The sequence below is a fragment of the Stenotrophomonas sp. WED208 genome, assembly GCF_040984485.1.
Lineage (GTDB): Bacteria > Pseudomonadota > Gammaproteobacteria > Xanthomonadales > Xanthomonadaceae > Stenotrophomonas > Stenotrophomonas riyadhensis.
In genome coordinates this window covers 1,033,630-1,058,666 of sequence record NZ_JAZARB010000001.1, presented here as the reverse complement: position 1 = coordinate 1,058,666, position 25,037 = coordinate 1,033,630, and the positions used below count along the sequence as shown (strand labels likewise).

Annotated in this window: 27 protein-coding genes and 1 tRNA gene; 4 read left to right on the top strand and 24 right to left on the bottom strand. The window is 67.2% G+C overall.

All coding sequences use genetic code 11. The features are described from left to right. Window positions 1–36: 36 nt before the first annotated feature. Entirely contained in the window at window positions 37–975 is a 939-nt protein-coding gene (locus VPH47_RS04675) for an alpha/beta hydrolase (protein ID WP_368850230.1), read from the bottom strand. Window positions 976–1,057: 82 nt separating this feature from the next. Continuing rightward, a complete protein-coding gene (locus VPH47_RS04670) occupies window positions 1,058–1,900 on the bottom strand; it encodes an alpha/beta hydrolase (RefSeq protein ID WP_368850229.1) in 843 nt (280 codons plus the stop codon). 231 nt (window positions 1,901–2,131) lie between these two features. On the opposite strand from VPH47_RS04670, the gene VPH47_RS04665 reads away from it, so the two are divergent. Beyond that, window positions 2,132–2,470 (top strand): hypothetical protein, encoded by a 339-nt coding sequence (locus VPH47_RS04665; RefSeq protein WP_153855711.1) that lies wholly within the window; start codon window positions 2,132–2,134, stop codon window positions 2,468–2,470. 76 nt (window positions 2,471–2,546) lie between these two features. Here VPH47_RS04665 and VPH47_RS04660 read toward each other — a convergent pair. Beyond that, window positions 2,547–2,622: transfer RNA gene (locus VPH47_RS04660), tRNA-Lys, on the bottom strand. 178 nt (window positions 2,623–2,800) lie between these two features. Here VPH47_RS04660 and VPH47_RS04655 point away from each other — a divergent pair. Beyond that, entirely contained in the window at window positions 2,801–3,757 is a 957-nt protein-coding gene (locus tag VPH47_RS04655; RefSeq protein WP_368850228.1) for a DUF2268 domain-containing putative Zn-dependent protease, read from the top strand. Window positions 3,758–3,938: 181 nt separating this feature from the next. Here VPH47_RS04655 and queC read toward each other — a convergent pair whose 3' ends face one another. The 18 genes from queC to aspS form a co-directional block, all read right to left on the bottom strand. After that, window positions 3,939–4,604, bottom strand: a complete 666-nt coding sequence (gene queC, locus VPH47_RS04650; protein ID WP_248858181.1) for a 7-cyano-7-deazaguanine synthase QueC — start codon at window positions 4,602–4,604, stop codon at window positions 3,939–3,941. 78 nt (window positions 4,605–4,682) lie between these two features. Then, the gene (gene queE / locus VPH47_RS04645; RefSeq protein WP_368850227.1) at window positions 4,683–5,384 is read right to left on the bottom strand and encodes a 7-carboxy-7-deazaguanine synthase QueE; all 702 of its coding nucleotides are present in this window, start codon (window positions 5,382–5,384) and stop codon (window positions 4,683–4,685) included. Window positions 5,385–5,621: 237 nt separating this feature from the next. Further along, complete coding sequence (gene ybgF / locus VPH47_RS04640; RefSeq protein WP_054172360.1) at window positions 5,622–6,440, bottom strand: tol-pal system protein YbgF; 819 nt, start codon at window positions 6,438–6,440, stop codon at window positions 5,622–5,624. Window positions 6,441–6,443: 3 nt separating this feature from the next. Further along, window positions 6,444–6,962, bottom strand: coding sequence for a peptidoglycan-associated lipoprotein Pal (gene pal, locus VPH47_RS04635; RefSeq protein WP_032128527.1), 519 nt, complete (start codon window positions 6,960–6,962; stop codon window positions 6,444–6,446). A 64-nt stretch (window positions 6,963–7,026) separates the two neighbouring features. After that, complete coding sequence (gene tolB / locus VPH47_RS04630) at window positions 7,027–8,346, bottom strand: Tol-Pal system beta propeller repeat protein TolB (protein ID WP_110713294.1); 1,320 nt, start codon at window positions 8,344–8,346, stop codon at window positions 7,027–7,029. A gap of 283 nt (window positions 8,347–8,629) precedes the next feature. After that, complete coding sequence (gene tolA, locus VPH47_RS04625) at window positions 8,630–9,685, bottom strand: cell envelope integrity protein TolA (RefSeq protein ID WP_110713295.1); 1,056 nt, start codon at window positions 9,683–9,685, stop codon at window positions 8,630–8,632. Beyond that, entirely contained in the window at window positions 9,675–10,103 is a 429-nt protein-coding gene (gene tolR, locus VPH47_RS04620; RefSeq protein WP_088026880.1) for a protein TolR, read from the bottom strand. Before tolR ends, tolA begins: the two co-directional genes overlap by 11 nt. A gap of 24 nt (window positions 10,104–10,127) precedes the next feature. Next, window positions 10,128–10,907, bottom strand: coding sequence for a protein TolQ (gene tolQ, locus VPH47_RS04615; protein ID WP_006438802.1), 780 nt, complete (start codon window positions 10,905–10,907; stop codon window positions 10,128–10,130). A 10-nt stretch (window positions 10,908–10,917) separates the two neighbouring features. Beyond that, the gene (gene ybgC, locus VPH47_RS04610; RefSeq protein WP_049400779.1) at window positions 10,918–11,349 is read right to left on the bottom strand and encodes a tol-pal system-associated acyl-CoA thioesterase; all 432 of its coding nucleotides are present in this window, start codon (window positions 11,347–11,349) and stop codon (window positions 10,918–10,920) included. After that, window positions 11,339–12,379, bottom strand: coding sequence for a Holliday junction branch migration DNA helicase RuvB (ruvB, locus tag VPH47_RS04605; protein ID WP_110713297.1), 1,041 nt, complete (start codon window positions 12,377–12,379; stop codon window positions 11,339–11,341). Before ruvB ends, ybgC begins: the two co-directional genes overlap by 11 nt. A gap of 241 nt (window positions 12,380–12,620) precedes the next feature. After that, window positions 12,621–14,471 (bottom strand): potassium transporter Kup, encoded by a 1,851-nt coding sequence (locus VPH47_RS04600; RefSeq protein WP_176510699.1) that lies wholly within the window; start codon window positions 14,469–14,471, stop codon window positions 12,621–12,623. Between the two features lie 118 nt (window positions 14,472–14,589). Beyond that, a complete protein-coding gene (gene ruvA, locus VPH47_RS04595; protein ID WP_005410756.1) occupies window positions 14,590–15,183 on the bottom strand; it encodes a Holliday junction branch migration protein RuvA in 594 nt (197 codons plus the stop codon). A gap of 13 nt (window positions 15,184–15,196) precedes the next feature. Continuing rightward, window positions 15,197–15,718, bottom strand: coding sequence for a crossover junction endodeoxyribonuclease RuvC (ruvC, locus tag VPH47_RS04590; protein WP_088026882.1), 522 nt, complete (start codon window positions 15,716–15,718; stop codon window positions 15,197–15,199). A 105-nt stretch (window positions 15,719–15,823) separates the two neighbouring features. Beyond that, window positions 15,824–16,555 carry a YebC/PmpR family DNA-binding transcriptional regulator gene (locus VPH47_RS04585; RefSeq protein WP_110713298.1) on the bottom strand — a complete coding sequence of 244 codons (732 nt, stop codon included), beginning with the start codon at window positions 16,553–16,555 and terminating at the stop codon, window positions 15,824–15,826. Between the two features lie 162 nt (window positions 16,556–16,717). Beyond that, the gene (locus VPH47_RS04580) at window positions 16,718–17,350 is read right to left on the bottom strand and encodes an esterase/lipase family protein (RefSeq protein WP_368850226.1); all 633 of its coding nucleotides are present in this window, start codon (window positions 17,348–17,350) and stop codon (window positions 16,718–16,720) included. Window positions 17,351–17,425: 75 nt separating this feature from the next. After that, window positions 17,426–17,947, bottom strand: coding sequence for a GNAT family N-acetyltransferase (locus tag VPH47_RS04575; protein WP_110713301.1), 522 nt, complete (start codon window positions 17,945–17,947; stop codon window positions 17,426–17,428). A gap of 31 nt (window positions 17,948–17,978) precedes the next feature. Next, a complete protein-coding gene (locus tag VPH47_RS04570; protein WP_014038230.1) occupies window positions 17,979–18,299 on the bottom strand; it encodes a hypothetical protein in 321 nt (106 codons plus the stop codon). A gap of 16 nt (window positions 18,300–18,315) precedes the next feature. After that, on the bottom strand, window positions 18,316–20,067 hold the full coding sequence (aspS, locus tag VPH47_RS04565) for an aspartate--tRNA ligase (protein WP_197611698.1): 1,752 nt from the start codon (window positions 20,065–20,067) through the stop codon (window positions 18,316–18,318). Between the two features lie 159 nt (window positions 20,068–20,226). On the opposite strand from aspS, the gene VPH47_RS04560 reads away from it, so the two are divergent. Further along, entirely contained in the window at window positions 20,227–20,970 is a 744-nt protein-coding gene (locus VPH47_RS04560; RefSeq protein ID WP_110713305.1) for a DUF3011 domain-containing protein, read from the top strand. Between the two features lie 43 nt (window positions 20,971–21,013). Here the strand turns inward: VPH47_RS04560 and VPH47_RS04555 are convergent, their stop codons facing one another. The 3 genes from VPH47_RS04555 to blaL2 form a co-directional block, all read right to left on the bottom strand. Next, window positions 21,014–21,655 carry a hypothetical protein gene (locus VPH47_RS04555; protein ID WP_164162478.1) on the bottom strand — a complete coding sequence of 214 codons (642 nt, stop codon included), beginning with the start codon at window positions 21,653–21,655 and terminating at the stop codon, window positions 21,014–21,016. A gap of 53 nt (window positions 21,656–21,708) precedes the next feature. Beyond that, window positions 21,709–22,923, bottom strand: coding sequence for a cation:proton antiporter (locus VPH47_RS04550; protein ID WP_110713308.1), 1,215 nt, complete (start codon window positions 22,921–22,923; stop codon window positions 21,709–21,711). 85 nt (window positions 22,924–23,008) lie between these two features. Then, a complete protein-coding gene (gene blaL2, locus VPH47_RS04545; RefSeq protein WP_368850225.1) occupies window positions 23,009–23,920 on the bottom strand; it encodes a L2 family extended-spectrum class A beta-lactamase in 912 nt (303 codons plus the stop codon). A gap of 175 nt (window positions 23,921–24,095) precedes the next feature. On the opposite strand from blaL2, the gene ampR reads away from it, so the two are divergent. Continuing rightward, window positions 24,096–24,962 (top strand): LysR family transcriptional regulator AmpR, encoded by an 867-nt coding sequence (ampR, locus tag VPH47_RS04540; RefSeq protein ID WP_049422902.1) that lies wholly within the window; start codon window positions 24,096–24,098, stop codon window positions 24,960–24,962. The last annotated feature ends 75 nt before the right edge of the window (window positions 24,963–25,037 follow it).

Here is a 25,037-nt window from a genome sequence, read left to right as displayed (position 1 = left end):
GCAATCATCCACGCCATGCGTGGATGCAACCGGCCGTCAACCGCTGCTGTACGGCCCGGTACCCGGGAACACCTTCAACAACGCGCGGGTGATCATGTCCGGGTAGACCGTGAAGTGGTCCTCGTCGTCGATCACCATGTTCTCCACTTTCAACGAATGCCCGCTGGCGCGTAGCTGCTCGGCGAACTCGGCGTTGTGGCGCAGCATGTCGTTGCGGGTGAAGTAGCGCGGTTCGGGCTTGACCGTCTCGAAGCTGCCGACTGACAGCACCACCGTGGTCGGCTGCGCAGGCGCCTTGGCCTCGGCCTGCAGGCGCGGCACAAAGTGGTTGTCGAACCACAGCGACGGGCTGGACAGGATGTAGGTCCGGAACATGTCCGGACGCGTGGTCAGCACGTAGGCACCGAACAGGCCGCCATAGGAATGGCCGGCATAGGCGCGTCGCGCCGGATCGGTGCGGTAGCGCGCATCGATCATCGGCAACACGCGTTCGGCGAGGAAATCGCGGTAGTGTGCGGCGCCGCCATAGCTGACGTCATCGCTGTAGTCACGCGGATCGGTGCGCGCCGGATTGCTGGGGGTGTAATCACGCGAGCGGCTCTGCTTCGACGTCAGCCCCTCCTGCGGCGGCAAACCGACCAGGATGAAATCCTCGATGTTGACGCCCTTCTGCCCGACCATGTTGCGCACGCTGCGCACCAGCGGGAAGCTGTACAGCGCGTCTGTCACGTACAGCACCGGGTAGTGCTTTTCCGGATGCGCGGCGTAGTCGGCCGGCAACGCCACCCAGACCGGGTAATCGCGGCCGACCGGATCGTGCACACGCAGCGCTTCGGTATCCGGCAACACCACACCCGGCGCTGCGGTGGCCGCGCTTTCCTTCGCTTCACTCTGCGTTGCCGGCGGTGCCACCGACATCGCACAGCCACTCACGGCCAGGCAGGCCGCCACACTCCATCCACGCACACGCTGCATCCACACGCTCCCGTTGCGGGCGGCGCACCGGATGGCGCCGCTGCCGCATCCTTGCATGGCGTGCGGCGCGGTGCCAGTGCGGTCAGGGCGAGACCGGCGGCGGTGCCGGGAACAGCGTGCGCAGCGCCTGCAATGCGGCCGGATGATAGATCGTCGCGTGCGTTTCCTCCGGCAGTGGCAGGTACTTCACCAGCGGCGACGGCGACGCCTGTTGCAGCAGCGTAGCCAGCTGCGCAGCGGAGGTGGCCAATTCCGGCTGCCCGCTGCTGGCCAGGAACACCTGCGGCTTCGCGCGCGTCACCGCCGGCAGCTGCTTGGCTGCGCCGGCCAGCATCGCGCCACGGTTCCACCACAGGCTGGGGTCCAGCGCGATGTAGCTGTTGAACAGTGTCGGCTCCTGCAGCAGCGTCTCGACCACGAACAGGCCGGCCAGCGATTCACCGATCAGCGCGCGCTCGTCGGTGGTCGGGTAGCGCTGGCGCACCTGCGGCATCAGTTCATCGCGCAGGAAGCTGCGGTAGGCCGCCGAGCCACCGATGCGCGGCGCGATCTTCTGGTCCTGCGGATCCTTGCTGGGCCCGGTCATGTCGCGGCGGCGCTCGGTGTTCTCGATGCCGACCAGCAGGAACGGGCGCATGCTGCCGTTGCCGGTCAGTACCTGCACCAGCCCGGCCACATGCAGGAAGTCTTCACCGATGCCGCCGTCGGGCATGTACAACACCGGCAACGGCGCCTTCGGGTCGAGGCCCCATGGCTGCGGGCGATAGACATTGATGCGACGGGTTTCGCCAAGCACCTTCGACTCAATGGTGAAGGTCTCGCCGATCACCAGGGGTGTGGCGGCAGCGGGCGACGTGGTTTCGGCGGCCATCAGCGGTGCGGCGGAGACGACGGACAACAACAGCGACAGCACGATCAGACGCATGGGACGGCCCATCCTGGGAAAGTGCCGAGCATAGCGTCAGGGCCTCGAGCCGGGTGGGTCGCACTGCAATGCGATGGATTCACGCGAAGGCACATCCCTGCCGAACGCTCGATTCTGGTCCATGCGTGCTGGAACCATGATGCGCCCGCCGAGCGACGACGGGCCAGGATGGCGGTATGCTCGAAGCTGGCAGCCCCGGCCGCCCTAGCCGACCACTACAAGGAGGTTTCGATGTTGAGTGCATTGATTGCTGTTGCCCTTGCCGCAGGCTCACCGCAACCCACAGGGAGCCAATCCACATCTGCGTCGTATGCGGACTGCCTGCTGGGTCATATCCAGCCGGGGTTGTCCGATCACGCGGTGCAACTGGTGCAACAGGCCTGTGCCTCGAAGTATCCGGAGAGCTTCGTCGCATCGATGGAACTGGAGCGCAGGATGAGTGCACAGCGCCGGGCCGATTTCGAGGCGGAACGCGTCGCGATCGAGCGCTCTGCGAATGCCGCAGCAACGGCTGCACAGGAGGCTGCTGACGCAGCAGCCGCAACGGCAAAGGGAGCGCGGACGAAGTAGGAGCCCGGCACCGGGAGCAACAAAAAAGGCACCGCTTGGCGGTGCCTTTCTGAATGACCTGGGTCATTGGATGCAATGGTGGGCCGTGAAGGATTCGAACCTTCGACCAAAAGATTAAAAGTCTTCTGCTCTACCGACTGAGCTAACGGCCCATTGCACTGCCCCAGCCTTTCGGCGGGGTGGGCATTCTACCCTACTTTGGCGGGCAGCGCGAAGCCCGGGTGTGCCGAAGGTGCCGGCCAGCGGCCGGCACTACCCGATCTGGTGAGCCCGCTTAAACCTTCCGGGCCGCCGTCGCATCCCATCTGTGATCTTTCCCCCGAGCCATGGATGCGCCTGCCCTTCAGCCTGATTGCTGCCTTGTTGCTGCCATGTTCGGTACTGGCCGCCCCTTCCCAGGTCGTCACCGATGATATCGGCCGCTTCTGGGCCACCTATGACGCGGTGCGCGCCGAGCCCGACGTCGAACGCCAGGTGGCACTCGTCCAGCAGCGCTACATCGATCCGGGCAGCCCTGGCCTGCGTGCACTGATGCAGGTGCGCCACTACACCGCCCGCGAGTACGCCGAGGCCATGCGTGCGTGGCCGCGCTTCTGGACGTCGGTACGCCCATTGACCGCCAACGCGCAGCAGGCCAGCGCCACCCTGGAACGGGACCTGGCCGCGTTCCGGGAGCTTTACCCGGCGCTGCGCCCGGCCACCATCACCTACGCGGTCGGTGTGCTGCGCACCGGCGGCACCACGCTGGGTGACAAGGTGCTGATCGGCGCGGAGATGGCGCTGGGCGATGAACGCGTGGACGTGAGCGAGCTGCCGGAGCCGATGCGCAGCCGCCTGCGGATCTTCTACGACAGCCGCCCGGGGGCGAACAACGCGCAGAACAACCTGCACGAGTACGTGCATACCCAGCAGCGCGAGACCACCGGCAGCCTGGCCCAGTACGCGGTGCGCGAAGGCGTGGCCGAGTATGTGGCCGAGCGACTGAGCGGGCGCCGGCCGGCATTGCCCTTCTACGACTACGGCGCAACACACGAGGCGGAAATCCGCACGCGCTTCATCGCTGAGATGGACGGCGATGACCTGGACAACTGGCTGTACAACAGCGCCCGCAATCCGTTCGGGGTGAGTGATGTGGGCTATTACGCCGGGTATCGCATCGCGCAGGAGTACATGCGACAGCAGGCTGATGAGAAGGCGGCGATCGCGCGGATGATCGAGCTGGACTATGCCGACCCGGGGGCGGTGCGGGCGTTTATTGACGCGTCGGGGTGGTTGCGGCAGAGATAACGCCGGGCCTTGCCTGGCAGACAGTGCCAACCAAGGTTGGCACCCACCATAGTCAGACCTGCCCGGCGGGTCAGGGAGTGCGAACCAAGGTTCGCACCCACCGAGGAGCAGTTCGCACCCACCATCTTGGAATTCACCCCCATCAGGGAAGCCGGCCAGCGGCCGGCTCTACCAGACGCGGTCAGGCGTACAGCGTCGGGTCGGCCACGCCGGCTTCGGAAAAGCCCTGCGCGCGCAGGCGGCAGGCATCGCAGTGGCCACAGGCGGCGCCGTTGGCGTCGGCGTTGTAGCAGGACACGGTCAGGCCGAAGTCCACGCCCAGACGCACGCCTTCGCTGACGATCTGGCCCTTGCTGAGGAACTGCAGCGGCGCGTGCACCTTGATGCCCGCACCTTCCACGCCCGACTTGGTAGCCAGGTTGGCCAGTGCCTGGAACGCGGCCACGAACTCTGGGCGGCAGTCCGGGTAGCCGGAGTAGTCCACGGCGTTGACGCCGCAGAAGATGTCGTTGGCGCCAAGCACTTCGGCCCAGCCCAGCGCCAGCGACAACATGATGGTGTTGCGCGCCGGTACGTAGGTGACCGGGATGCCGGCACCGCCGGCCTCGGGCACGTCGATATCGTCGGTCAGCGCCGAGCCACCAATGCTGCGCAGGTCCACGTCCACGGTCTTGTGCGCGACCACGCCCTGGGCCTTGGCCACGCGGGCGGCGGCATCCAGTTCGGAGGTATGGCGCTGGCCGTAGCGCACGCTCAGGGCATGCACGGCGAAGCCCTGTTCCTGGGCCATGGCGATGACGGCGGCTGAATCCATGCCGCCGGAGAGAAGCACGACTGCCTTCTTCATGGGTAAAACATCCGGTTGGGAGGGGAAAGCCAGCACGCTGTCCCGCGCCGGAGCTACATCAGGGAACGCTGCCTGGGCTCATCGGCCCGGCTCGTCGTTCCACAGGATTTTATGCAACTGCATCTGGAAGCGCACCGGCAGCCGGTCTTCGACGATCCAGTCGGCCAGCTGGCGCGCGGTGATCTCCCCCTTGCTCGGCGAGAAGAACACGGTGCAACGCTTCACCAGATCGTGCTCGGCCACCATCGCCTTGGCCCAGTCGTAATCCTCGCGGTTGCAGATGACGAACTTGATCTGGTCGCGCGCGGTCAGCAGCTGCAGGTTTTCCAGGCGGTTGCGCGCCACTTCGGCCGAACCCGGGGTCTTGATGTCGACCACGCGCGATACCCGGGGGTCCACGGCGCTGACGTCCAGCGCGCCGGAGGTTTCCAGCGAGACGTCCATGCCGGCGTCGCACAGCTTCTGCAGCAGTACCAGGCAGCGCTTCTGTGCCAGCGGCTCGCCACCGGTCACGCAGACGTGGCGCACGCCCTGGGCCAGCACCTCCGTCACGATGTCGTCGATGTCCCACCAGGTGCCGCCGTGGAAGGCATAGGCGGTGTCGCAGTACTGGCAACGCAGCGGGCAGCCGGTCAGGCGCACGAACACGGTCGGCCAGCCGGCGGTATCGGCTTCGCCCTGCAGCGAGGTGAAGATCTCGGTGATCTTCAGGCGTGGCAGCGGCGACTGCACGATCTCGCTGGGCGTGGCGGCGGCGCTGGACGGGGTAACGGCGATCATGGCGGGGACTTCTTGGTGGGACACGTGGCGGGTGGGCTACCGTGGCCGGTAACGAAAGCAGCCGAGCATGGCTCGGCTCTACAACAGCGGCCGGTCGGGTGTGGCCCAGCCGGTAATGCGAGCCGCCGGGCATGGCCCGGCGCTGCCGGATCCGGGCGGGTTTGCCGAACCGGAAACGAAAGCAGCCGAGCGTGGGCTCGGCTCTACAGGACACATATTGTACGCCCGGTCAGCGGATCAGCGGATCTGCTTGCCGAGACGGATCGACTGCAGGCGGTCCTGCGCGGTACGCGCGGCGTCCGAGCCGGGGTACTGTGCCACGACGGTCTCCAGCGTCTGCTGGGCCTGGTCGACCTTGCCCTCGCCGTACTGCGAGAGGCCGACCTTGAGTAGGCCGCCAGCGGCCTTGTCGTGGGTCGGATAGCGCGAGAGCAGTTCACGGAACTGGGTCTCGGCCATCGGGAAATTGCGGGTGGCGTAATAGCTCTCGCCCAGCCAGTACAGCGCGTTCGGCGCATAGACGCCGTTCGGGTACAGCTGCAGGAAGCTCAGGAACAGCTGCGCCGAATCATCGTACTTGCCGGCCTTCAGCGAATCGAAGGCGACGTTGTAGGAAGTGCGCTCGTCGCCGGTGGCGGCAAGGCTGCCGGCATCCCCATGGACGGAAGGCGGCCGCTCGGAAGTGGCCGCCGCTGCGGGTTTTGCCGGGGCCGGGGCGGCCTTCGGCGCGCTCGCCGGAACGGGCGGCAGGGCCGGGGCGGCATTGCCCCCTTCCAACCGGTTCAGGCGGCTGTCCAGATCCAGGTACTGGTCCTGGGCGGACTGCTTGAGCTGGGCGTTGTCGTGCTGCAACTGCTCGATCGAGGCCTGCAGGCTGGTGACCTGCTGCCGCAGCTGATTGATCTGGTTCAACAGGTCCTGGTTGGCACTGTTGTTGTACATCTGCTGCTCGAGCGCGCCGACGCGGTCAGCCAGGCTCTGTCGCTGTGCATGCGCCGGTGCGGCAGCCACGAGGGCTGCCGCAACGACCAGCATCAGTTTGATGCCAATGCGCATGGATTACTGCGCGGTGTAGACGATTTCGACGCGACGGTTCTGCGACCAGCAGGACTCGTTCGACTCGGTGCAGACCGGACGCTCTTCACCGTAGGACACGACGGTCAGCTGCGAAGCCGAGCCACCGTTGGCCTGCAGGGCCGAGTTGACGCCGTTGCCACGACGCTCGCCCAGGGCCTGGTTGTACGCGCGCGAACCGCGCTCGTCGGTGTGGCCCTGCAGGGTGATGCGCGAGGACGGACGGTCACGCAGGTACTTGGCGTGGCACGCCATGATGGCCTGGAATTCCGGCTTCACGTCTTCCTTGTCCAGGTCGAAGTAGACAACGCGCTGGCGCAGGCAAGCGTCGGTGTCCAGGTCGCCCGGGCCGTACAGGCCGGAGGTCGACGGAGCGGTCGGGGTGGTGGTCGAGGTGCCGGTGTCGACCGGGGCTGCCGGCTCTTCCTTCACCTTCTTCGAGCAACCGGCCAGGACGGCCACAGACAGCAGGGAAACAAGCAGAACGCGGGTGGACTTGTTCATGGCGATACCTTTGTGGCTCCTAGGCCGATGAGGGGTTCAAGACAGCGAAAATATTAACACTCTTTTAGCGCTGGGTACGGTATGGGGACCATGCCGGTTCGCGCACATCTCCGTCAGCCAGAACCAACCGCTGGCGCACGCGCGCATCGGCAGAAACGGCGTACAGGACACCACGGCCACCCTCGCGGGCGGCGTACAACACCATGCTTGCGTTGGGCGCAAAGCTCGGAGATTCATCCAGCGAACCCGGGGACAGCGTGCTCCAGCGAGGCGACCCCAGCGAGCTGTCCATCATCGCGATCTTGTAGCTGTTGCCCGAGCCCTGGGCGACGGCAATCTTCTTGCCATCGTAGGACACCGAGGGCTTGGCGTTGTAGTTGCCCTGGAAGGTCACGCGTTCGGCACTGCCGCCGCCCGCACCGACCTTGTAGACCTGCGGACGGCCGCCGCGGTCGGAGGTGAAGTACACCGCGCTGCCGTCCGGCGCCCAGGTCGGCTCGGTATCGATGGCGAAGTGGTTGGTCAGCTGGGTCAGCTGCTTGCTGCCCAGGTCCATCACGTAGATTTCCGGGTTGCCCGAACGCGACAGGGTTAGGGCCAGCTTGCGGCCGTCCGGCGAGAACGCCGGGGCGCTGTTGATGCCACGGAAGCTGGTGACCAACTCACGCGCGCCGGTGCCGATGTTCTGGATGTAGATCGCCGAGTTGCCACGCTCGAAGCTGACATAGGCCAGCTTGCTGCCATCCGGGCTCCACGACGGCGACAGCAGCGGCTCGGCCGAGCGCACGATGGTCTGCGGATTGAAGCCGTCGGAGTCGGCCACCATCAGCGCGTAGCGCATGGCGTCGCCCTTGCCGCTGGCGGTCACGTAGGCGATGCGGGTCCAGAAGGCGCCACGGATGCCGGTGATCTTCTCGTAGATGGCGTCGGCCATCTGGTGGGCGACGTCACGCATGGCGTTGCCACGGGCGGTCATCGCCAGGCCCAGCAGGCGCTCACCCTTGGGCACGTCGAACAGTTCGTACTCGACGCGGTAGGCACCGGCACCGGCGTCGAGCACACGGCCGACCACGATGTAGTTCTGCTTCAGCGCGCGCCAGGTGGCGAACTGGATGTCGCCGCCACGGACCGGCTTTTCGACGATCTGTGCTTCCGGCAGCGTGCGGAACTGCCCCGAACGCTCGAGGTCGGCGCGGACCACGCCAGCGACGTCGGTCTGCGGTGCAGCGGCCGAACCCTGGTAGGGCATCGGCACGATGGTGATCGGCAACGCGGAGGCATTGCCACCGATGATGTCGATATCCAGTCCCCTCTGCTGCGCAACGGCAGCGAAGGGCAGCAACAGGGCCGCAAACACGGCAAGCCAGCGAGGCATCTTTTTCATGGAGCGCTCAATAGGGGGAAACCGGAACGAGGGATAGCAAAGCGGGAGTGAACCGCTTCGCAATCATGAACCAAGGGTACGTGAATTCCGGGTCAGTTCCAGCCCGTCCTCTCACGCACCGTTAACGTCGTGGCTAACATCGCACCCGCCTGCCCCGATCACGCCACCCGGCCGGGCAGCGTTCGACAGCAGGCTCAGCCTGCCCGGTCGAAACCGGGCCTGCCAGAGGCAAGCGCGACATCCATGGGCGCGGGTGGCTCCATGGCCACCCTGCCCTGCCGCCTCAGCGATCCTGGGCGGTAAAGGTGAAGTTGAGCGTGCGCGCGAACACCGACTCGAACCCGCGGTATGGCAGCGGCTGCGCATTGAGCACGGCGGCCTCGATCGAACGCCTGCCGGCCTCGTCGTACGGGCAGTTCGGGCTGACCTTGGCCTGCATCACCGTGCCCCCCGGAATCTGGGTGATGGTGATGGTGCAGCGCTGGCCCAGCGGCACCGTATCCGGGCGCACCCACTGCGACAGCACCTTGGCCTGGATCGCGGCCGCGTACTTGGCCGAAAGATCATCGCTGTTGCCACCGCCACCCGCAGCCGGCTGGGACGCACCGCTGGCACCGGCGGCCGCACTACCGGCAGCATTGCGCGCGGCGGCGACCTGGCGCAGCTTCTGCTCGGCCAGCTTGGCTTCCTTCTCGGCCTGCTCGCGGCGGGCGCGGATCTCGGCGATCTTCTTCTGCTTCTCGGCCTCGGCCTTGTCAGCCGCCACGCGCTCCTGCTCGGCCTGCTTCTTCTTTTCGTCCGCTTCCTGCTGCTTGGCCAGGCGCAGCTTCTGCTCCGCTTCTTCCTGGCGCTTGCGTTCGGTCAGGTCGATCTGCTCCTGGCGGCGCTTGGCTTCCTGTTCCTGCTTGGCCTTCTCCTGCGAGATGGCCAGAGCGCTCACCGCTTCCTGGTCCTTGGTGTCCGGCTGTGCGACACGCTCCTGCGCCTGTTGCTGCTGCGGCGTGGGGGCGTCCTGCGGGCGCGGCTCGGGAATCGGCTGCGGTGGCGGGATGGTGTCTTCGGGCACCGGAATCGGCTCGGCGACCGGTGGCGGTAGATCTTCCAGCTTTTCCGACTGGCGCAGGGCCTGACGCGCGGCGGACGCCTCGGACGCGGACAGCGCAAGGCTGGCCTCGACCGACGGGTCGCCGGCGGCGGCATCGGTGTTGCGCTCGGGCGACCAGAACCAGGCCACGATGAAGACCAGCGCGACCAGCAGGTGCACCAGCAACGCCAGCGCCAGGGGCAGGCCCCAGCCGGGTTCGCGCTGATGCGAAGGTGGCAGGGCGTCAGCGTGCATCGGTGGCCAGGCCTACCTTGTCTACCTTGGCGCGCTTGATCACATCCATCGCAGCGATGACCTTTTCATAGGCCACGGCACGGTCGGCGGCAACGATCACGCGCACGCCCTTGTCCTGGGCGGCAATGCCGGCCAGGCGGCCTTCCAGTTCCTCGGCCGACACGGCGGTCGGTTCCTTGGCGTCAGCCAGCTTCAGGCTGAGCTGGCCGTCCTGGCGCACCGAGACGATCACCGGGTCCTGCTTGCTCTCCAGCGCCTTGGCGTTGGACTGCGGCAGGTCGACGTCGAAGCTCAGGGTGAGCAGCGGCGCGGTGACCATGAAGATGATCAGCAGCACCAGCATGACGTCGATGTAGGGAACGACGTTGATTTCCGATTTCAGCTTGCGGCGCTTGCGGCGACCGATGGCAGCGGACATGGCTTGGACTCCCGGGTCAGGCGCTTACTCGTCGCCAGCGCTCTGGCGCTGCAGGATGGAGCTGAACTCTTCGGCGAAGGTCTCGAACCGCACCGACATGCGCTCCACGCGCGTGGTGAAGCGGTTGTAGGCCCACACCGCCGGGATCGCCACGAACAGACCGATGGCGGTGGCGAACAGCGCTTCGGAGATGCCCGGCGCAACGGCGGCGATGCCCGCCTGCGCGCCACTGCTGATCATGTCGTGCATGGTCACCATGATGCCGAACACGGTACCGACCAGACCCACGTACGGCGCGGTCGAGCCGATGTTGGCCAGCAGTTCCAGGTTGCGCTCGAGCTGGTCCACTTCGCGGGTGTAGGTGGTGCGCATGGCACGCTGTGCGCCTTCCAGCTGCGCGCGGCCATCCAGACGGCGCTTGTCGCGCAGGCGGGTGTACTCGCGGAAGCCTGCTTCGAAGATCGCTTCCAGGCCGCCGACGTTGCGGCTGCGGTCGGTGGCCGAGCTGTACAGCTTGCCCAGGTCGGCGCCGGACCAGAAGCGGTTCTCGAACTCGTCGGCTTCACGGGTGGCCTGCTTGAACACGCGGGCCTTGCGGAAAATGATCACCCAGCTGACGAACGAGCCGACCAGCAGCAGCAGCACGATGATCTTCACCGGCAGGCTGGCCTTGGCCATCAGTTCGAGGTAGTTGATGCCGCCGCCGGTGGTGGCCTGGGCAAGGGTCTGTGTCGCGGCGTTGCTGACATCGGCCGGCAGTGCCTCGGTGACCGTGGCCTGCAGGGCCAGGAGCGTTGCGATCATCCGTTGTTCCTCAGTGTTCGGATTCGGGGTGGAGGTGGGGTTGCAGCACGGCAAGGACGGCCTCGTCCATGCCACGCGGGCGGAAACTGGCCGCTTCCAGTGCGGCGATGCGGACCTGCGCCGACAGCAGCAGTTCGCCGTCGCGCAAGATCTGCTGGTCGAAGACCATGCTGGCCTTCTTCAGCTGGACCAGGCGGGCGCTCACCTGCAGGGTGTCATCCAGCCGTGCCGGCTTGATGAAATCCATCTGCATCGAGCGCACCGCGAAGACCATCCCGTGCTCGGCGCGCATGCGCTCCTGGCCGTAGCCCAGCGCTCGCATCCATTCGGTTCGGGCCCGTTCCATGAAGGCCACGTAGCGGGCGTGGTAGACCACGCCACCTGCGTCGGTATCTTCCCAGTAAATGCGTGTCGGCCAACTGAATCGGGGCTCAACCGGCATCGGGAACCTCCGCGAACAGGTCCTGCGGCGGGTTCTTCGGCTTCAGGCCCATGTGCCGGTAGGCCTTGTGGGTGGCCATGCGGCCACGCGCGGTGCGCACCAGGAAGCCCTGCTGGATCAGGTACGGCTCGACCACGTCTTCCAGCGTGCCACGCTCTTCGGACAGCGCCGCCGCCAGCGATTCGATGCCGACCGGGCCGCCGTCGAAGTAGTCGACCATGGTCTTGAGCAGGCGCCGGTCAAGCTCGTCGAAGCCCTCCGGGTCGACCTTCAGCATCTTCATCGCGGCCTGGGCCACGGCCTCGTCGATGTGGCCGCCGGCCTTGACCTGCGCGTAGTCGCGCACGCGCCGCAGCAGGCGGTTGGCGATACGCGGGGTGCCACGCGCGCGGCGTGCGATCTCGCCGGCGCCATCGGCGGTGCAGTCGATGGCCAGGATGGCTGCCGAGCGGCGCACGATCCGGGTCAGCTCCTCGACGCTGTAGAACTCCAGGCGCTGGACGATGCCGAAGCGATCGCGCAGCGGCGCGGTCAGCAGGCCGGCGCGGGTGGTGGCACCGATCAGGGTGAACGGCGGCAGGTCGATCTTGATCGAGCGGGCGGCGGGGCCCTCGCCGATCATGATGTCGATCTGGAAATCTTCCATCGCCGGATACAACACTTCTTCCACCACCGGCGACAGGCGATGGATCTCGTCGATGAACAGCACATCGTGCGGCTGCAGGTTGGTCAGCAGCGCGGCGAGGTCGCCGGCCTTCTCGATCACCGGGCCGGAGGTCACCCGCAGGGCCACGCCCAGTTCGTTGGCGATGACATGGCTGAGGGTGGTCTTGCCCAGGCCGGGCGGCCCGAAGATCAGCACATGGTCGAGCGCGTCGCCGCGCCCCTTGGCCGCCTGGATGTAGATCTCCATCTGCTCGCGCACCGGCACCTGGCCGAGGTAGTCGGCAAGGCGCTTGGGGCGGATGCTGGCGTCGGCGGCGTCATCCTCGCGGGTGGCGCCGGCGCCGATGATGCGGTCGTCGGTCATGCCGTGATTATGCGGTAAATGGGCGCATTCCGGGGCCGGAAGCACGGTAGTGCCGGCCGCTGGCCGGCAATCGCATGAACACCCGTGGCATCGCGGGATGCCGGCCAGCGGCCGGCACTACCCGACCGGTCGGGGTCGGATCCGTTTTCCAACGGAAAACGGCTCTGACCCCACTCCCGGACGCGCGAAACATGGCGTCAGAGCCCTTTTCCTGCGGAAAAGGGATCCGACCCCGCACGCGTCAGATCTCCACCTGCGCGCCCAGCTCGACCAGACGGTTGCCCGGAATCCGGAAGAACCCCGTCGCCGGGGCGGCGTTGCGATGCATCAGCGCGAACAGCTTGTCACGCCAGATCGGCATGCCGCGGTTGGCGGTGGCGACGATGGTTTCGCGGCTGGCGAAGAAGGTGGTGTCCATCGGGTCGAAGTAGATACCGCCGTGGTCGCAGGAACGCATCAGCGCCAGCGGCACGTCCGGGGTCTCCATGAAACCGAAGCGCACGTAGACGCGGTAGAACTCGTCACCCACCGATTCGATCTTCAGCCGCTGCCCTTCCATCGCATAGGGAATGGGCAGGGTTTCCACGTGCAGGAACACGTTGCGCTCGTGCAGCACCTTGTTGTGCTTGAGGTTGTGCATCAGCGCGTGCGGGGCCACGGTCGGGTCGGCGGTGAGGAACACCGCGGTGCCCGGCACGCGTACCGGCGGTGCCAGCATCAGGCCCGGCAGGAAGGTGTCCAGGCGGATGCCGTCCTTGCGGATCTCATCACGCAGCAGCTCGCGGCCACGGCGCCAGGTGCGCATCATGGTGAACAGGAAGATGCCCAGCACCACCGGGAACCAGGCGCCCTGCAGCAGCTTGGCACCGTTGGCGATGACGAAGCCGAGGTCGATGATGAAGAACACCACGCACAGCGGCAGGATCCACTTGCGCGCCTTCGGCCACAGCGAGCGCGCCACCAGGGCCAGCAGCAGGGTGTCGATCAGCATGGTGGCCGACACCGAGATGCCGTAGGCAACGGCCAGGTTGGAGGAGCTGCGGAAGGCCAGCACCAGGCCGATCACCATCACCGCGATGCCCCAGTTGATGCCCGGGATGTAGATCTGGCCGATGGTGTCGTGCGAGGTGTGCTTGATCCGCATGCGCGGGATGTAACCCAGCTGCATGGCCTGGCGCGAGACCGAGAACGCACCGGTGATGACCGACTGCGACGCGATCACCGCCGCCATCGTGGCCAGGATGATCATCGGGTACAGCGCCCACGGCGGTACTGCCTCGAAGAACGGGTTTTTCAGCGCCTCGGGGTGGTTGAGCACCAGTGCGCCCTGCCCCAGGTAGTTCAGCACCAGGCACGGCAGCACGAAGAAATACCAGGCGTGGCGGATGGGTTTGGCACCGAAGTGGCCCATGTCGGCGTACAGCGCCTCGCCACCGGTCACCGCCAGTACCACCGCACCGAGGATGAAGATACCGTGCCAGCTGTGCTCCATGAAGAAGCGGATCGCCCACCACGGGTTGAAGGCCTTCAACACTTCCGGCGCGTCGACGATGTTGTAGATGCCGATCGCGGCCAACGAGATGAACCAGACCGAGGTGATCGGGCCGAACGCCTTGCCGATCTTCTCGGTGCCGAAGCGCTGCGCGGCGAACACCGCCAGCAGCACGACCACGGTGATCGGCACGATGAAGGCATGCAGGCCGGGCGCGGCCACCTCCAGGCCCTCGACCGCGCCAAGCACGGAGATCGCCGGGGTAATCACGCCATCACCGAAGAACAGCGAGGCACCGAAGATGCCGAGGATGCCGACCACATAGGCCGAGCGCGACCCGTTGCGCAGCGTGCGCTGGGTCAGCGCCATCAGCGCCATGATGCCGCCCTCGCCGTCGTTGTCGGCGCGCATGATGATGGTCACGTACTTCAGCGTGACCACGATGTTCAGCGCCCAGAACGCCAGCGACAGCACGCCCAGCACGGTGTCGTGGTCACTGTTGAGCCCGTAGTGCGGCGAGAACGCCTCCTTCAGGGTGTACAGCGGGCTGGTACCGATATCGCCGAAGACCACGCCGATCGCACCGATGATCAGCGCCATGCCTCCGGCTGGAGGGGCGTGACCGTGGCCGCCGGGGGCGGCTGTGTGCGGGGTTTGACTGCTGGACATGGGACTCCTGGCGAAGCTCAGGCGGTAGGTTGGGGGAAAGGGACGCGGCTCAGCGCAGCGCGGACTGCAGCGCCTTGCGGATCACGGTGGCCACTTCGTCGCCTTCATTGAAGGCATCGCGGGCCATGCGCGCCGCTTCGGCCGGCTTGTAGCCCAGCTGCTGCAGGGCCACGGTGGCATCGGACAGCGGATCGGCCGGGGCCGGGCCGCTGCCGGTGGGCAACGCGCCGCCGGCACCGAACTGCGCCGCGCGGTCACGCAGCTCCAGCACCATGCGCTCGGCGGTCTTCTTGCCGATGCCCGGAATGCGGGTCAGCGCGGTGATGTCACCGGCCTGGACCATGCGCGCGAACTCCTCGACAGTGACGCCGGACAGCACGGCCAGCGCGATCTTCGCGCCGATGCCACTGACCTTCTGCACGTCGCGGAACAGGCGCCGCTCACCTTCGCGCAGGAAGCCGTACAGCGAAACGCTGTCTTCCTTCTGCGAGTAATGGGTGTACAGGGTGACCTCGCGGCCAAGCTCGGGCAGGTCGTAGAAGGTGCTCATCGGCGCCTCCAGTTCGTAGCCCACTCCGTTCACGTCCACCACCAGCCACGGCGGCGCCTTGTAGGCGACGATGCCGCGCAGTCGACCGATCATTGCGTGCAGCTCCTCATTTGCGGCCCCACGCCTGGCGGGCACTGAGCCCCAGGCGGTTGGCCGTCGCCCTTACGTGGGCATGGGTGATCGCCACCGCCAACGCGTCGGCCGCGTCGGCCTGCAGCTTGGTTTTCAGGTTGAGCATGAGCCCGACCATGTGTTGAACCTGTTGCTTTTCGGCGCCACCGCGCCCGACCACTGCCAGCTTGATCTCGCTGGCGGCGTATTCGTGCACCGGCAGGTCGCGCAGCACCACGGCGGAGATCGCCGCACCACGGGCCTGGCCCAGCTTCAATGCCGAATCGGGATTGCGCGCCATGAACACCTTTTCGATGGCCACTTCGTTCGGCTGGTATTCCCGGCACAGGTCGGCCAGGCCCAGCACCAGCAGCTTCATGCGCTGCGGGAAATCGTCGGCGCCCAGCAACACCAGTGGCTGGTGGTGCACGTGGCTGACCTTGCCGGTGGCGTCAACATCGATGATGCCGACCCCGGTCCGCTGCGAACCGGGGTCGATGCCGAGAATGCGGGTCATGCTGCACTCCTGGCGGGGAGGAACGGAATGCGCTGGCAGGCGTATGGGCTCATGACTGTCCGCGGTGACCGTTCAACGGCCCGCGCCCAGGCCGTCGAAGACGGCTCAGGCGTAGGCGTCGGCGCCGAGTTCGGCGTTGGAATACACGTCCTGCACGTCGTCCAGGTCTTCAAGCATGTCCAGCAGCTTCTTGACCTGCAGGGCGACCTCGCCCTCGACCTTGATGTCGTTGTCCGCGCGGAAGGTGATCTCGGCGTGGTCGGCGACATGGCCAGCGGCGGCCATCGCATCCTTGACCGCGTTGAACGCGTCAGGGCTGGTGACCACGTCGATCGAACCGTCATCCGGATAGACCACGATGTCATCGGCGCCGGCGTCGATAGCGGCCTCGGTGATGGCTTCCTCATCGGCGCCCGGGGCGAAGCTGAGCACGCCCAGGCGCTTGAACATGAAGGCCACCGAGCCTTCGGTGCCCATGTTGCCACCGCACTTGCTGAACGCATGGCGGACATCGGCCACGGTGCGCACGCGGTTGTCGGTCAGGCAATCGACGATCACGGCCACGCCACCCGGAGCGTAGCCCTCGTAGCGGATTTCCTCGTAGTCGACGCCTTCCAGTTCACCGGTGGCCTTCTTGATGGCGCGCTCGATCACGTCCTTGGACATGTTCACGGCCAGGCCCTTGTCCACGGCCACGCGCAGGCGCGGGTTGTTGTTGGGGTCGCCTCCACCGCCGCGCGCGGCAACGCCGATCTCGCGGATGATCTTGGTGAAAATCTTGCCGCGCTTCGCGTCGGACGCGTTCTTGCGGGCTTCGATGGAGGGGCCTCTACCCATGGGTGCTACCGTCTGGCTGCTTCAGGATCAAGGCGCGGATTCTACCTGATCGGGCGCTGCAACCGTGTCTAGGGGCGAAGGATGCCGCCGGGCATGGCCCGGCGAAGAGCGTGCGAACCAAGGTTCGCACCCACCAAGGTAGGACGGTTCGCACCCACCATCTTATGCGGCGGCGGCGTCGCGGCTGTGGTCGAACTGGCCGTGGCGCAGGAAATGCGCGGTCTGCCGCGCGGCGTCGGGCGACACCACCAGACCGCTGTGGCTGGTACGTACCACGCAATGGTCGGCCAGTCCCGGCAGGCGGGTCTCGGCCAGGGCCACGGTGCCGTCGGAGGCATCGTCGATGGCGCCCAGCAGGCTGCCCAGCCCGTGCGGCACTGAACCGGCGATCAGGCCGACCTCAGCCCTGCCCTGCCAGTCCGGCAGGCCATCCAGCAGCAGCTCGCTGCTGCGCCCCAGCGCCAGGCCCCAGCCGTGATCGGACAACGAGCGCGCGGTACCGCTGCCGCGCAGCGGCGAGCCCAGACAGACCACGCGCTGCACCGGCAGCTGCGGATTGCGGCGCAGCGCTTCCAGCGCCAGCAAGCCTCCCAGGCTGTGGCCAACCAGCGACAACGGCCCGGCATCGGCCAGCCACTCCAGCAGCTGCGGCACCGCCACGTCGGGGCCACCGAAGACCGAGGAGTAACCGAATGCGTGCACCTGGAAACCGCGCGCGCGCAGGCGCCAGGCCAGCGGCCCGACCCAGGCGCGGGCATTCCAGATGCCATGCAGCAGCAATACGGGGGGAGTCATGCAAACAGCCTGGCGGTCAGCGGGGCAGGAACGTACGGTGATTGAACACGCGCGCGCAGCAAGCGGCGGTGAACGTCAGGCTGCGCGCGGTGCGCGGCGCAGGATGAATTCAAGATCGTGGGTGTCGCCGACCGGGAACAGGTACTCGCCCGCCTTCTCGAATCCATAGCGGGCGTAGAAGCGCTGTGCGCCGAAGTTCTCCGACCACACGCCCAGCCACAGCGTGCGTGGGCCTTCGTGTTCCAGCCAGGCCAGCGCGGTTTCCAGCAGGCGGCTGCCCCAGCCGCAGCTCTGCTGGGTCTTGACCAGGTACAGGCGCTTGAGTTCGCCGTCACCGGGCTTCACGTCCGGATGCGGCAGGCCACAGGGGCCGGCGGCGGCGTGGCCGACCGCCTCCCCATCCAGTTCCAGCAGCCACACCGCGTAGTCCGGGTGGGCCAGGATCACGCGCTGGCGCTCGACCGTGTAGGCCTCCTCGAGGAAGGCCTGCAGGTCCTGCGGCGGATACAGATGGCCGAAGGTTTCGGTGAACGTGCGTGCGGCCAGCGCCGACAGGGTCGGCGCGTCGTCCACGGTAGCGCGGCGGATCGAATACATGCAGGAAGTTGACGTCAGGGCGAAGCGCGGGTCAAGCCTTTTCAGGCGATTCCGCTTCTTCTTCCTCGTCCTCTTCCTCGTATTCCTCTTCGTCCTCGTCCTCTTCTTCCTCGCCTTCCTCGTCCTCGTCGTACTCTTCCTCTTCGTCGTCTTCGTAATCCTCGACGCCGAAGTCTTCACCGTCCCAACGGCCTTCGCCGTCGGCGACGAAGGTCAGGGCCATCGCCGCCGGGTTGGTACCGACACGGACCAGCCAACCCCCGAACACGCGTGCACGCTCGGTGACCAGGGTGGCCTCGGAGCCTTCATTGCCCAGCTTTTCCCACTCCAGCGAAAACGCAAACTCGGTCATTGCCTGGATCTCCTGATCAGTTGGTCTTGGGGCGAACCTGGATGTGCACTTCGGCCAGCTGCGCGTCGACGATCGGCGACGGCGCGTCGGTCATCAGATCCTGTGCACCGGTGGTCTTCGGGAACGGGATGACGTCGCGGATCGACTCGGTGCCGGCCATCAGCGCGGCGATGCGGTCGATGCCGAAGGCGATGCCACCGTGCGGCGGCGCGCCGTAGTTCAGCGCGTCGAGCAGGAAGCCGAACTTGGCACGGGCTTCTTCGGCGCCGATGCCGAGCAGCTCGAATACCGCGCTCTGCATGTCCGGACGGTGGATACGGATGGAACCGCCGCCGATTTCATTGCCGTTGAGCACCATGTCGTAGCCGCGCGAGACGGCGGTACGGGCGTTGGCGCGCAGGTCGGCGATGTCGTCCACGGCCGGTGCGGTGAAGGGGTGATGCAGGGCGACGTAGCGCTGTTCTTCCTCGTCCCACTCGAACATCGGGAAATCGGTGACCCACAGCGGCGCCCAACCGTCGGCGACCAGGCCGAAGTCCTTGCCGGCCTTCAGGCGCAGCGCGCCCATAAAGTCGGAGACCTTGTTGTAGCCACCGGCGCCGAAGAACACGATGTCGCCGTTACCGGCGCCGACATGGGCGACCAGCGCGGCGAAGGATTCCTCGCTGAAGAACTTCTGGATCGGCGAGCTGACTTCGCCGTTGTCGGCGATCTTGATGTAGGCCAGGCCCTTGGCGCCGTACTTGGCGGCATGCGCGGCGTACTCGTCGATCTGCTTGCGGCTCAGCGACGCACCGCCCGGGATGCGCAGCGCGGCGACGCGGCCTTCGGCATCATTGGCCGGGCCGGTGAACACCGGGAACTCGCTGTCCTTGACCAGCTCGGCCACGTCGACCAGTTCCAGCGCGATGCGCAGGTCCGGCTTGTCCGAACCGTAGCGACGCATCGCCTCGGCCCAGGTCATGCGCGGGAAGCTGGCATCCAGCTGCACGTCGACCACTTCCTTGAAGATGGCGCGGATCATGTCCTCGACGAAGTCCTGCACGTCGCGTTCGCGGACGAAGGCGAACTCCATGTCCAGCTGGGTGAATTCCAGCTGGCGGTCGGCACGCAGGGCTTCGTCGCGGAAGCACCGCGCGATCTGATAGTAGCGGTCGAAGCCGGCCACCATCAGGATCTGCTTGAACAGCTGCGGGCTCTGCGGCAGGGCGTAGAACTCGCCCGGGTGCATGCGCGCCGGCACCAGGAAGTCGCGCGCGCCTTCCGGAGTGGCCTTGGTCAGGATCGGGGTCTCGATGTCCTGGAAGCCCTTTTCGTCCAGATGGCGGCGCAGGGCCTGCACCAGCTTGATGCGGGTGCGCTGCATGCGCTGCATTTCCGGGCGGCGCAGGTCCAGGTAACGGTACTTCAGGCGGGTTTCCTCGCCCGGATTCTCGTGGGCGTGGAACGGCAGCGGCGCGGCCTTGTTCAGCACGGTGATGGCGGTGGCGATCACTTCCACCTTGCCGGTGCGCATCTTGTCGTTCACCGCGTGGCGGGCACGCACGACGCCTTCCACCTGCAGCACGTCCTCGTAGCCCAGCGACGCGGCCACGGCGAACACGTCGGCGTTGTCGACTTCCACGGTCACCTGCACGATGCCTTCATGATCTCGAAGATCGATGAAGCAGACGCCGCCCTGGTTACGGGCCACGTCGGTCCAGCCGGCGAGGGTGACAGTCTGGCCAATCAGGGTCTCATCGACCAGGCCGCAGAAGTGGGTACGCATGGGGGGAAGCTCCGCTGGAGAACGCCGGCACCGGATGGGGGCCGGAAAGCCTCGTATTCTGCGGCCGAGGCCCCGGCCGGGGCAAATCCGGCCAGTCACACCGGCTTGATCGCCCCCCCTCCCTATAGTCGGGCACCTGCCACCGTATGGGATGCCGCCATGAAACCGCTGTCCCTGGCCAGCCTGGCCCTGACCCTCGCCCTGGGTGCACTGGGCACCCTTGCCCTGCCCGCCCCTTCCGCGCATGCGCAGAGCGGGGTGGTCCGCTGTGAAAGCCAGAACAACCGCGAACGGGTCTGCAACACCGGCTGGCGCAATGCGCAGCTGGTCCGCCAGTTGTCCGGCAGCGCCTGCGACGAAGGCCGCACCTGGGGCAGCCGCAATGGCAGCATCTGGGTCACCAATGGCTGCCGCGCCGAATTCGTCGAGGCCCGCGGTGGCTGGGGCGGCGGCAATGGCGGTGGCTGGGGCGGCAACAACGGCCGCCCCGGCGAGACGATCCGCTGCGAGAGCCAGAACAACCGCGAGCGCAGCTGCCCGGTCGGCTGGCGCAATGCCCGCCTGGTCCGCCAGCTGTCCGGCAGCCCCTGCGACGAGGGCCGCACCTGGGGCGTGCGCAATGGCGCGATCTGGGTCAGCGGCGGCTGCCGCGCCGAGTTCGCCGAAACCCGCGGCTGGGGCGGTGGTGGCGGTGGCTGGGGCGGTGGCAACAGCAATTACTCGGTCACCTGCAGCAGCAACAACAACCGCTCGCAGACCTGCGACTGGGATGAGCGCCAGGGCCGCCCGGTGCTGCAGCAGCAGCTGTCCGGCAGTGCCTGCCAGGAAGGCCGCAGCTGGGGCTACTCACGTGGCCAGGTGTGGGTGAGCAACGGCTGCCGCGCGCGCTTCGGCACACGGTGAGTACAGGGTCGGATCCCTCCGTCGGAGGGATCCGACCCGAAAATCAGGGTGCTGGCGCCTTCTCGTCGCCCCACGGTGCGGGCGGCAGGTCGACCGGCTTGCCCAGGTCGAACTGCACGCGGAAGCGGCGGCCATCCGGGCGGGTCAGCTCGTAGACGAAGGTCTGGTCGGGATCAATCTCCATCGCCCAGGTGTTGTGCGTGGAGGCCAGCATGTCGGCGCGGCGGAACATCGCCACCGAATCGCTGTCGGCCGGGAACTGCTGGCGCTCGGCAGTGCCGGGTGGCGTGCTGTCGCCTCCGTACAGGGTGATCGCGTCAGGGCTGCCGTCTTCGTGGCGATGATCGTGCTTCAGGCGCAGGCCGGTTTCCGTGCGGGTCAGCACCCAGGTCCGCGAGTGGTCATCGCCGACATGGAACGGGATGCGCAGCTCGTGCGCCGGATCGGCACAGCCGCGCACGTGCATGACCAGGCGCTGCCCGGCGAACGGATCCTTGCCGGTCGGTGCCGGCGTGTCCTCCACTACCTTGCCGGCATAGGCCTGGCCGCAATGTGCGGCCACGGCAGCCATGAAGGCGTCGGCCGGTGCGGTCGCCAGATCATGGGCGACCGTATCGGAGCGCTGCGAACACGCAGCAAGGCTGAGCAGGAGGGCGGAAGCGGTGACAACGGCAGGCAGTTTCATGCCCCAACCCTAACGGCCATGGCCGACGGGCGCAAACCGCGTGCGGCAACCGCTCAGCGTTCGGCGATGTGCGGTTCCGGCAGCGTCTCGGTGGCCGCCACCGGTGCAGCCGCGCCCTCGCCTGCCGGCTCCTGTTCGACCGGATCGACATCGAACGGCGTGCGGAACACCAGCGACGGCAGCAGCGTGGTCAGCGCCGCATACAGCAGCAGCGCGCCGAACAGCACCGCCGGAATCTGGAAGCGCTCGCGCATGATCGCGGCCAGCACCAGGGTGAAGATCAGCGTCGGCGCCAGCGCCAGCGAGACCCGCAGGCTGCTGCGGAAGCTCTCGCCGAACATCACCCGGCGCTGCAGCCAGACCACACCGATGCGCAGCGGCAGCACCACCAGAGTGATCACGATGCCCAGCCCCAGCGCCTCGAAACTGAGTGCTTCGCTGGGCACCTTGGTGCCGGCATTGAAGAAATAGAAAGGCACGAAGAACGAGGCGAACAGGCGCAGCGCGTGCAGGTTCTCATGCGAGGCCAGCAGCGGCATGCGCTGGTGCAGCAGGCGCGCGACCAGACCGGCGATGAACGCACCGACCAGGTAGTACACGCCCAGCAGATAGGTGATGTAGGCCGCGACCATGCCCACCATCACCAGCAGCGAGAACTCCGAGCCCGGCGCATGCGGCGCCACCCAGCGGCCCAGCGCGATGAACAGCAGCGGCAGGCCGATCATCATCGCCAGCAGCGCCAGGCTGGACAGCGCCATGTGGCCCGGATCACCCGCCTGCAGCACGATGAACAACGCCGCCAGCGCCAGCAGTTCGCCAGCGATGGCCTTGCTGGTCACCCAGAACCGCTCGTCCTCGCTCAGGCCCAGCCGCGACAGCGAATCCATGATGAAGCCGGTGGACGGCGTCAGCAGCGCCAGCGCCAGCAGGCCGGCGGCCTGCCACGGCAGCCCCGCGTAGCGCCAGGCCAGCCAGCCCACACCGAACAGCGTGCCGGTACGGATCACCAGATGCGCCAGCAGCGGCCACATGCCACGGCGCAGCGCCTGCAGGTCCACTTCCAGGCCGGCGAACAGGAACAGCGAGGAAATGCCCAGCGTGGCCAGCAGACCGATCACCGCGTCGTGCGCCTGGTCGCCCAGCCAGAGCATGCCGATGATGCCGAACAGCAGGCAGGTCAGCGGCGCGGGCAGGCTGAAACGCTGCAGCGCGCGCGGGATCACCAGCAGCGCGAAGATCAGCAGCAGGTAGATCAGTTCATGGCTCATGGGGGACTTCCGTGTGGTTCGAACGCGCGCAGGATGCGCGCGCCGAACCGATCCGGCAAGCCACTTCTGAATGACCCCGGTTACCTCATCCGATCAACCGGTCGGCAATCCGCCCCACCTGTGCCAGCACGGTAGCGCGTTGCTCGTAGCTGATCGCACCTGCCTGCAGATAAGCCGTCAGCACCCACGGTGCGCCGCCGGCCACGGGCCACAGCACGGCGATATCGTTGCGCGCGTCCTCGCCGTTGCTGCCGGTCTTGTCACCGACGCGCCAGCGCTTGCCCAGACCCGCGCGCAGGCAGACGTCGCCGGTTTCGTTGTCGATCAGCCAATCGGCCAGCTGCTGCCGCGACGCCGACTGCAGCACCTCGCCCAGCATCACGCGCTGCAGGGTCGCAGCCATTGCCGCCGGCGTGGTGGTGTCGCGCGGATCGCCCTTGGCAAAGCTGTTCAGCTCCGGCTCCAGGCGGTCACTGCGGCTCACCGCATCACCGCTGGTGCGCAGGAACGCGGTCACCGCGGGCGGGCCACCGACCACGCCGAACAGCAGGTTGGCGGCAGTGTTGTCGCTGGTGATGATCGTGGCACGGCACAGATCGCGCACGGTCATGTCCTTGCCGGCGTGGCGGCGGGTGACAGGCGCGTGCGAGAGAAGATCGGCATCGCGCACCGGCACGCGCGTGTCCAGCAACGCGGGCCTGCGCTCGGCCTGGCTGAGCACGGTGGCGGCCAGCACGCTCTTGAACGTGCTGCACATCGGGAAACGCTCGTCCTGGCGATGACCGATGCGGCGGCCGCTGGCGGTATCAAGCAGGGTCACGCCGAGGCGGCCGGCACAGGCCTTTTCCAGTGCGGCAAAGTCGGTGGCGGCGGTGAGAGCGGCATCGGTCGGTGCACTGGCGGCGGTCTTGCCCGCTGCACGGGCCAGCAACGGCAGGGCAAGCGAGGAAGCAACAGCGGCACCACTGAACTGCAGGAATCGGCGACGGGCGAGCATGCGGGGTTCTCCTGGGGACCGCCCGATTATTGAAGCCCTCCCCGGAGCCGACCAGCGCGAAATATCAGCGGAAGCCATGAACTTAATTCATGCCTGTCGTAATCAACTCGTTGAGATTTACGAAATTCCTCACTGAAGGGTAGGATCAGCCATCACCCTGGCTCACGGCTTCCCAATGCTGCACCCGACCCTGCCGCTGAACGCGCTGCGCGCCTTCGAGGCCGCTGCGCGCCACCAGAACTTCACCCGCGCCGCGCTGGAGCTGTGTGTCAGCCAGGCCGCGCTGAGCCACCAGATCCGCGGGCTGGAGGACCGGCTCGGCATCCGCCTGTTCCATCGCCTGCCGCGCGGCGTGGCGCTCACCGAGGAGGGCGCGGCGCTGTATCCGGTGCTCAATGAATCGTTCGAGCGCATCTCGGCCAGCATCGCGCGCTACACCGGTGGCCCGGCCCGTGAAGTACTGACGTTGGGCGTGGTCGGCACCTTCGCCACCGGTTGGCTGCTGCCACGGCTGGCTGCGTTCGAGGCCGCGCACCCCGACATCGAGCTGCGCCTGCAGACCCACAACAACCGCATCGATCTGGCCGGCGAGGGCCTGGACCTGGCGATCCGCTTCGGTGATGGCGACTGGCAGGGCCAGGCCTGCACGGCAATCCTCGACGCGCCGTTCGCGCCACTCTGCGCGCCGGCGCTGGCGCGGCGGCTGAAACAGCCACGCGACCTGGGCACCCTGCCGCTGCTGCGCTCCTACCGCAGCGACGAGTGGCCGCGCTGGCTGCAGGCGGCAGGAGTGAGTGGCGTGGAAGCCCGCGGGCCGGTGTTCGATTCGTCGTTGACGGTGGCGATGGCCGCGGTCGGCGGTGCCGGCGTGGCGCTGCTGCCGCTGCGCATGTTCGAGCAGGAGCTGGCCGAGGGTCGCCTGCTGCAGCCGTTCAGCACCACGCTGGAGCTGGGGCGCTACTGGCTGACGCGGCTGCGCTCGCGGGCCGAGCGTGAGCCTGCCAAACGCTTCCGCGAGTGGCTGCAGGCGCAGGGCGCGTAGGTAGTGCCGGCCGCTGGCCGGCACCCCCTTGATCGTCGTGGGTGCATCGCGCTGCCGGCCAGCGGCCGGCACTAG

Coding starts and splice junctions, on each gene's coding strand:
- VPH47_RS04575 (WP_110713301.1), bottom strand. CDS start 17,947: ATGTATTCGATCCGCCGCGCTACCGTGGACGACGCGCCGACCCTGTCG.
- ampR (WP_049422902.1), top strand. CDS start 24,096: ATGCTGCACCCGACCCTGCCGCTGAACGCGCTGCGCGCCTTCGAGGCC.
- pal (WP_032128527.1), bottom strand. CDS start 6,962: ATGAACAAGTCCACCCGCGTTCTGCTTGTTTCCCTGCTGTCTGTGGCC.
- VPH47_RS04600 (WP_176510699.1), bottom strand. CDS start 14,471: ATGGCGCTGATCATCGGTGCGATCGGCGTGGTCTTCGGCGATATCGGT.
- ruvA (WP_005410756.1), bottom strand. CDS start 15,183: ATGATCGGTCGACTGCGCGGCATCGTCGCCTACAAGGCGCCGCCGTGG.
- VPH47_RS04670 (WP_368850229.1), bottom strand. CDS start 1,900: ATGCGTCTGATCGTGCTGTCGCTGTTGTTGTCCGTCGTCTCCGCCGCA.
- tolA (WP_110713295.1), bottom strand. CDS start 9,685: ATGCACGCTGACGCCCTGCCACCTTCGCATCAGCGCGAACCCGGCTGG.
- VPH47_RS04570 (WP_014038230.1), bottom strand. CDS start 18,299: ATGACCGAGTTTGCGTTTTCGCTGGAGTGGGAAAAGCTGGGCAATGAA.
- VPH47_RS04585 (WP_110713298.1), bottom strand. CDS start 16,555: ATGGGTAGAGGCCCCTCCATCGAAGCCCGCAAGAACGCGTCCGACGCG.
- VPH47_RS04655 (WP_368850228.1), top strand. CDS start 2,801: ATGCGCCTGCCCTTCAGCCTGATTGCTGCCTTGTTGCTGCCATGTTCG.
- VPH47_RS04550 (WP_110713308.1), bottom strand. CDS start 22,923: ATGAGCCATGAACTGATCTACCTGCTGCTGATCTTCGCGCTGCTGGTG.
- queC (WP_248858181.1), bottom strand. CDS start 4,604: ATGAAGAAGGCAGTCGTGCTTCTCTCCGGCGGCATGGATTCAGCCGCC.
- queE (WP_368850227.1), bottom strand. CDS start 5,384: ATGATCGCCGTTACCCCGTCCAGCGCCGCCGCCACGCCCAGCGAGATC.
- VPH47_RS04555 (WP_164162478.1), bottom strand. CDS start 21,655: ATGAAACTGCCTGCCGTTGTCACCGCTTCCGCCCTCCTGCTCAGCCTT.
- ruvC (WP_088026882.1), bottom strand. CDS start 15,718: ATGACCCGCATTCTCGGCATCGACCCCGGTTCGCAGCGGACCGGGGTC.
- aspS (WP_197611698.1), bottom strand. CDS start 20,067: ATGCGTACCCACTTCTGCGGCCTGGTCGATGAGACCCTGATTGGCCAG.
- ruvB (WP_110713297.1), bottom strand. CDS start 12,379: ATGACCGACGACCGCATCATCGGCGCCGGCGCCACCCGCGAGGATGAC.
- tolQ (WP_006438802.1), bottom strand. CDS start 10,907: ATGATCGCAACGCTCCTGGCCCTGCAGGCCACGGTCACCGAGGCACTG.
- blaL2 (WP_368850225.1), bottom strand. CDS start 23,920: ATGCTCGCCCGTCGCCGATTCCTGCAGTTCAGTGGTGCCGCTGTTGCT.
- VPH47_RS04665 (WP_153855711.1), top strand. CDS start 2,132: ATGTTGAGTGCATTGATTGCTGTTGCCCTTGCCGCAGGCTCACCGCAA.
- tolB (WP_110713294.1), bottom strand. CDS start 8,346: ATGAAAAAGATGCCTCGCTGGCTTGCCGTGTTTGCGGCCCTGTTGCTG.
- ybgF (WP_054172360.1), bottom strand. CDS start 6,440: ATGCGCATTGGCATCAAACTGATGCTGGTCGTTGCGGCAGCCCTCGTG.
- VPH47_RS04580 (WP_368850226.1), bottom strand. CDS start 17,350: ATGACTCCCCCCGTATTGCTGCTGCATGGCATCTGGAATGCCCGCGCC.
- VPH47_RS04675 (WP_368850230.1), bottom strand. CDS start 975: ATGCAGCGTGTGCGTGGATGGAGTGTGGCGGCCTGCCTGGCCGTGAGT.
- tolR (WP_088026880.1), bottom strand. CDS start 10,103: ATGTCCGCTGCCATCGGTCGCCGCAAGCGCCGCAAGCTGAAATCGGAA.
- VPH47_RS04560 (WP_110713305.1), top strand. CDS start 20,227: ATGAAACCGCTGTCCCTGGCCAGCCTGGCCCTGACCCTCGCCCTGGGT.
- ybgC (WP_049400779.1), bottom strand. CDS start 11,349: ATGCCGGTTGAGCCCCGATTCAGTTGGCCGACACGCATTTACTGGGAA.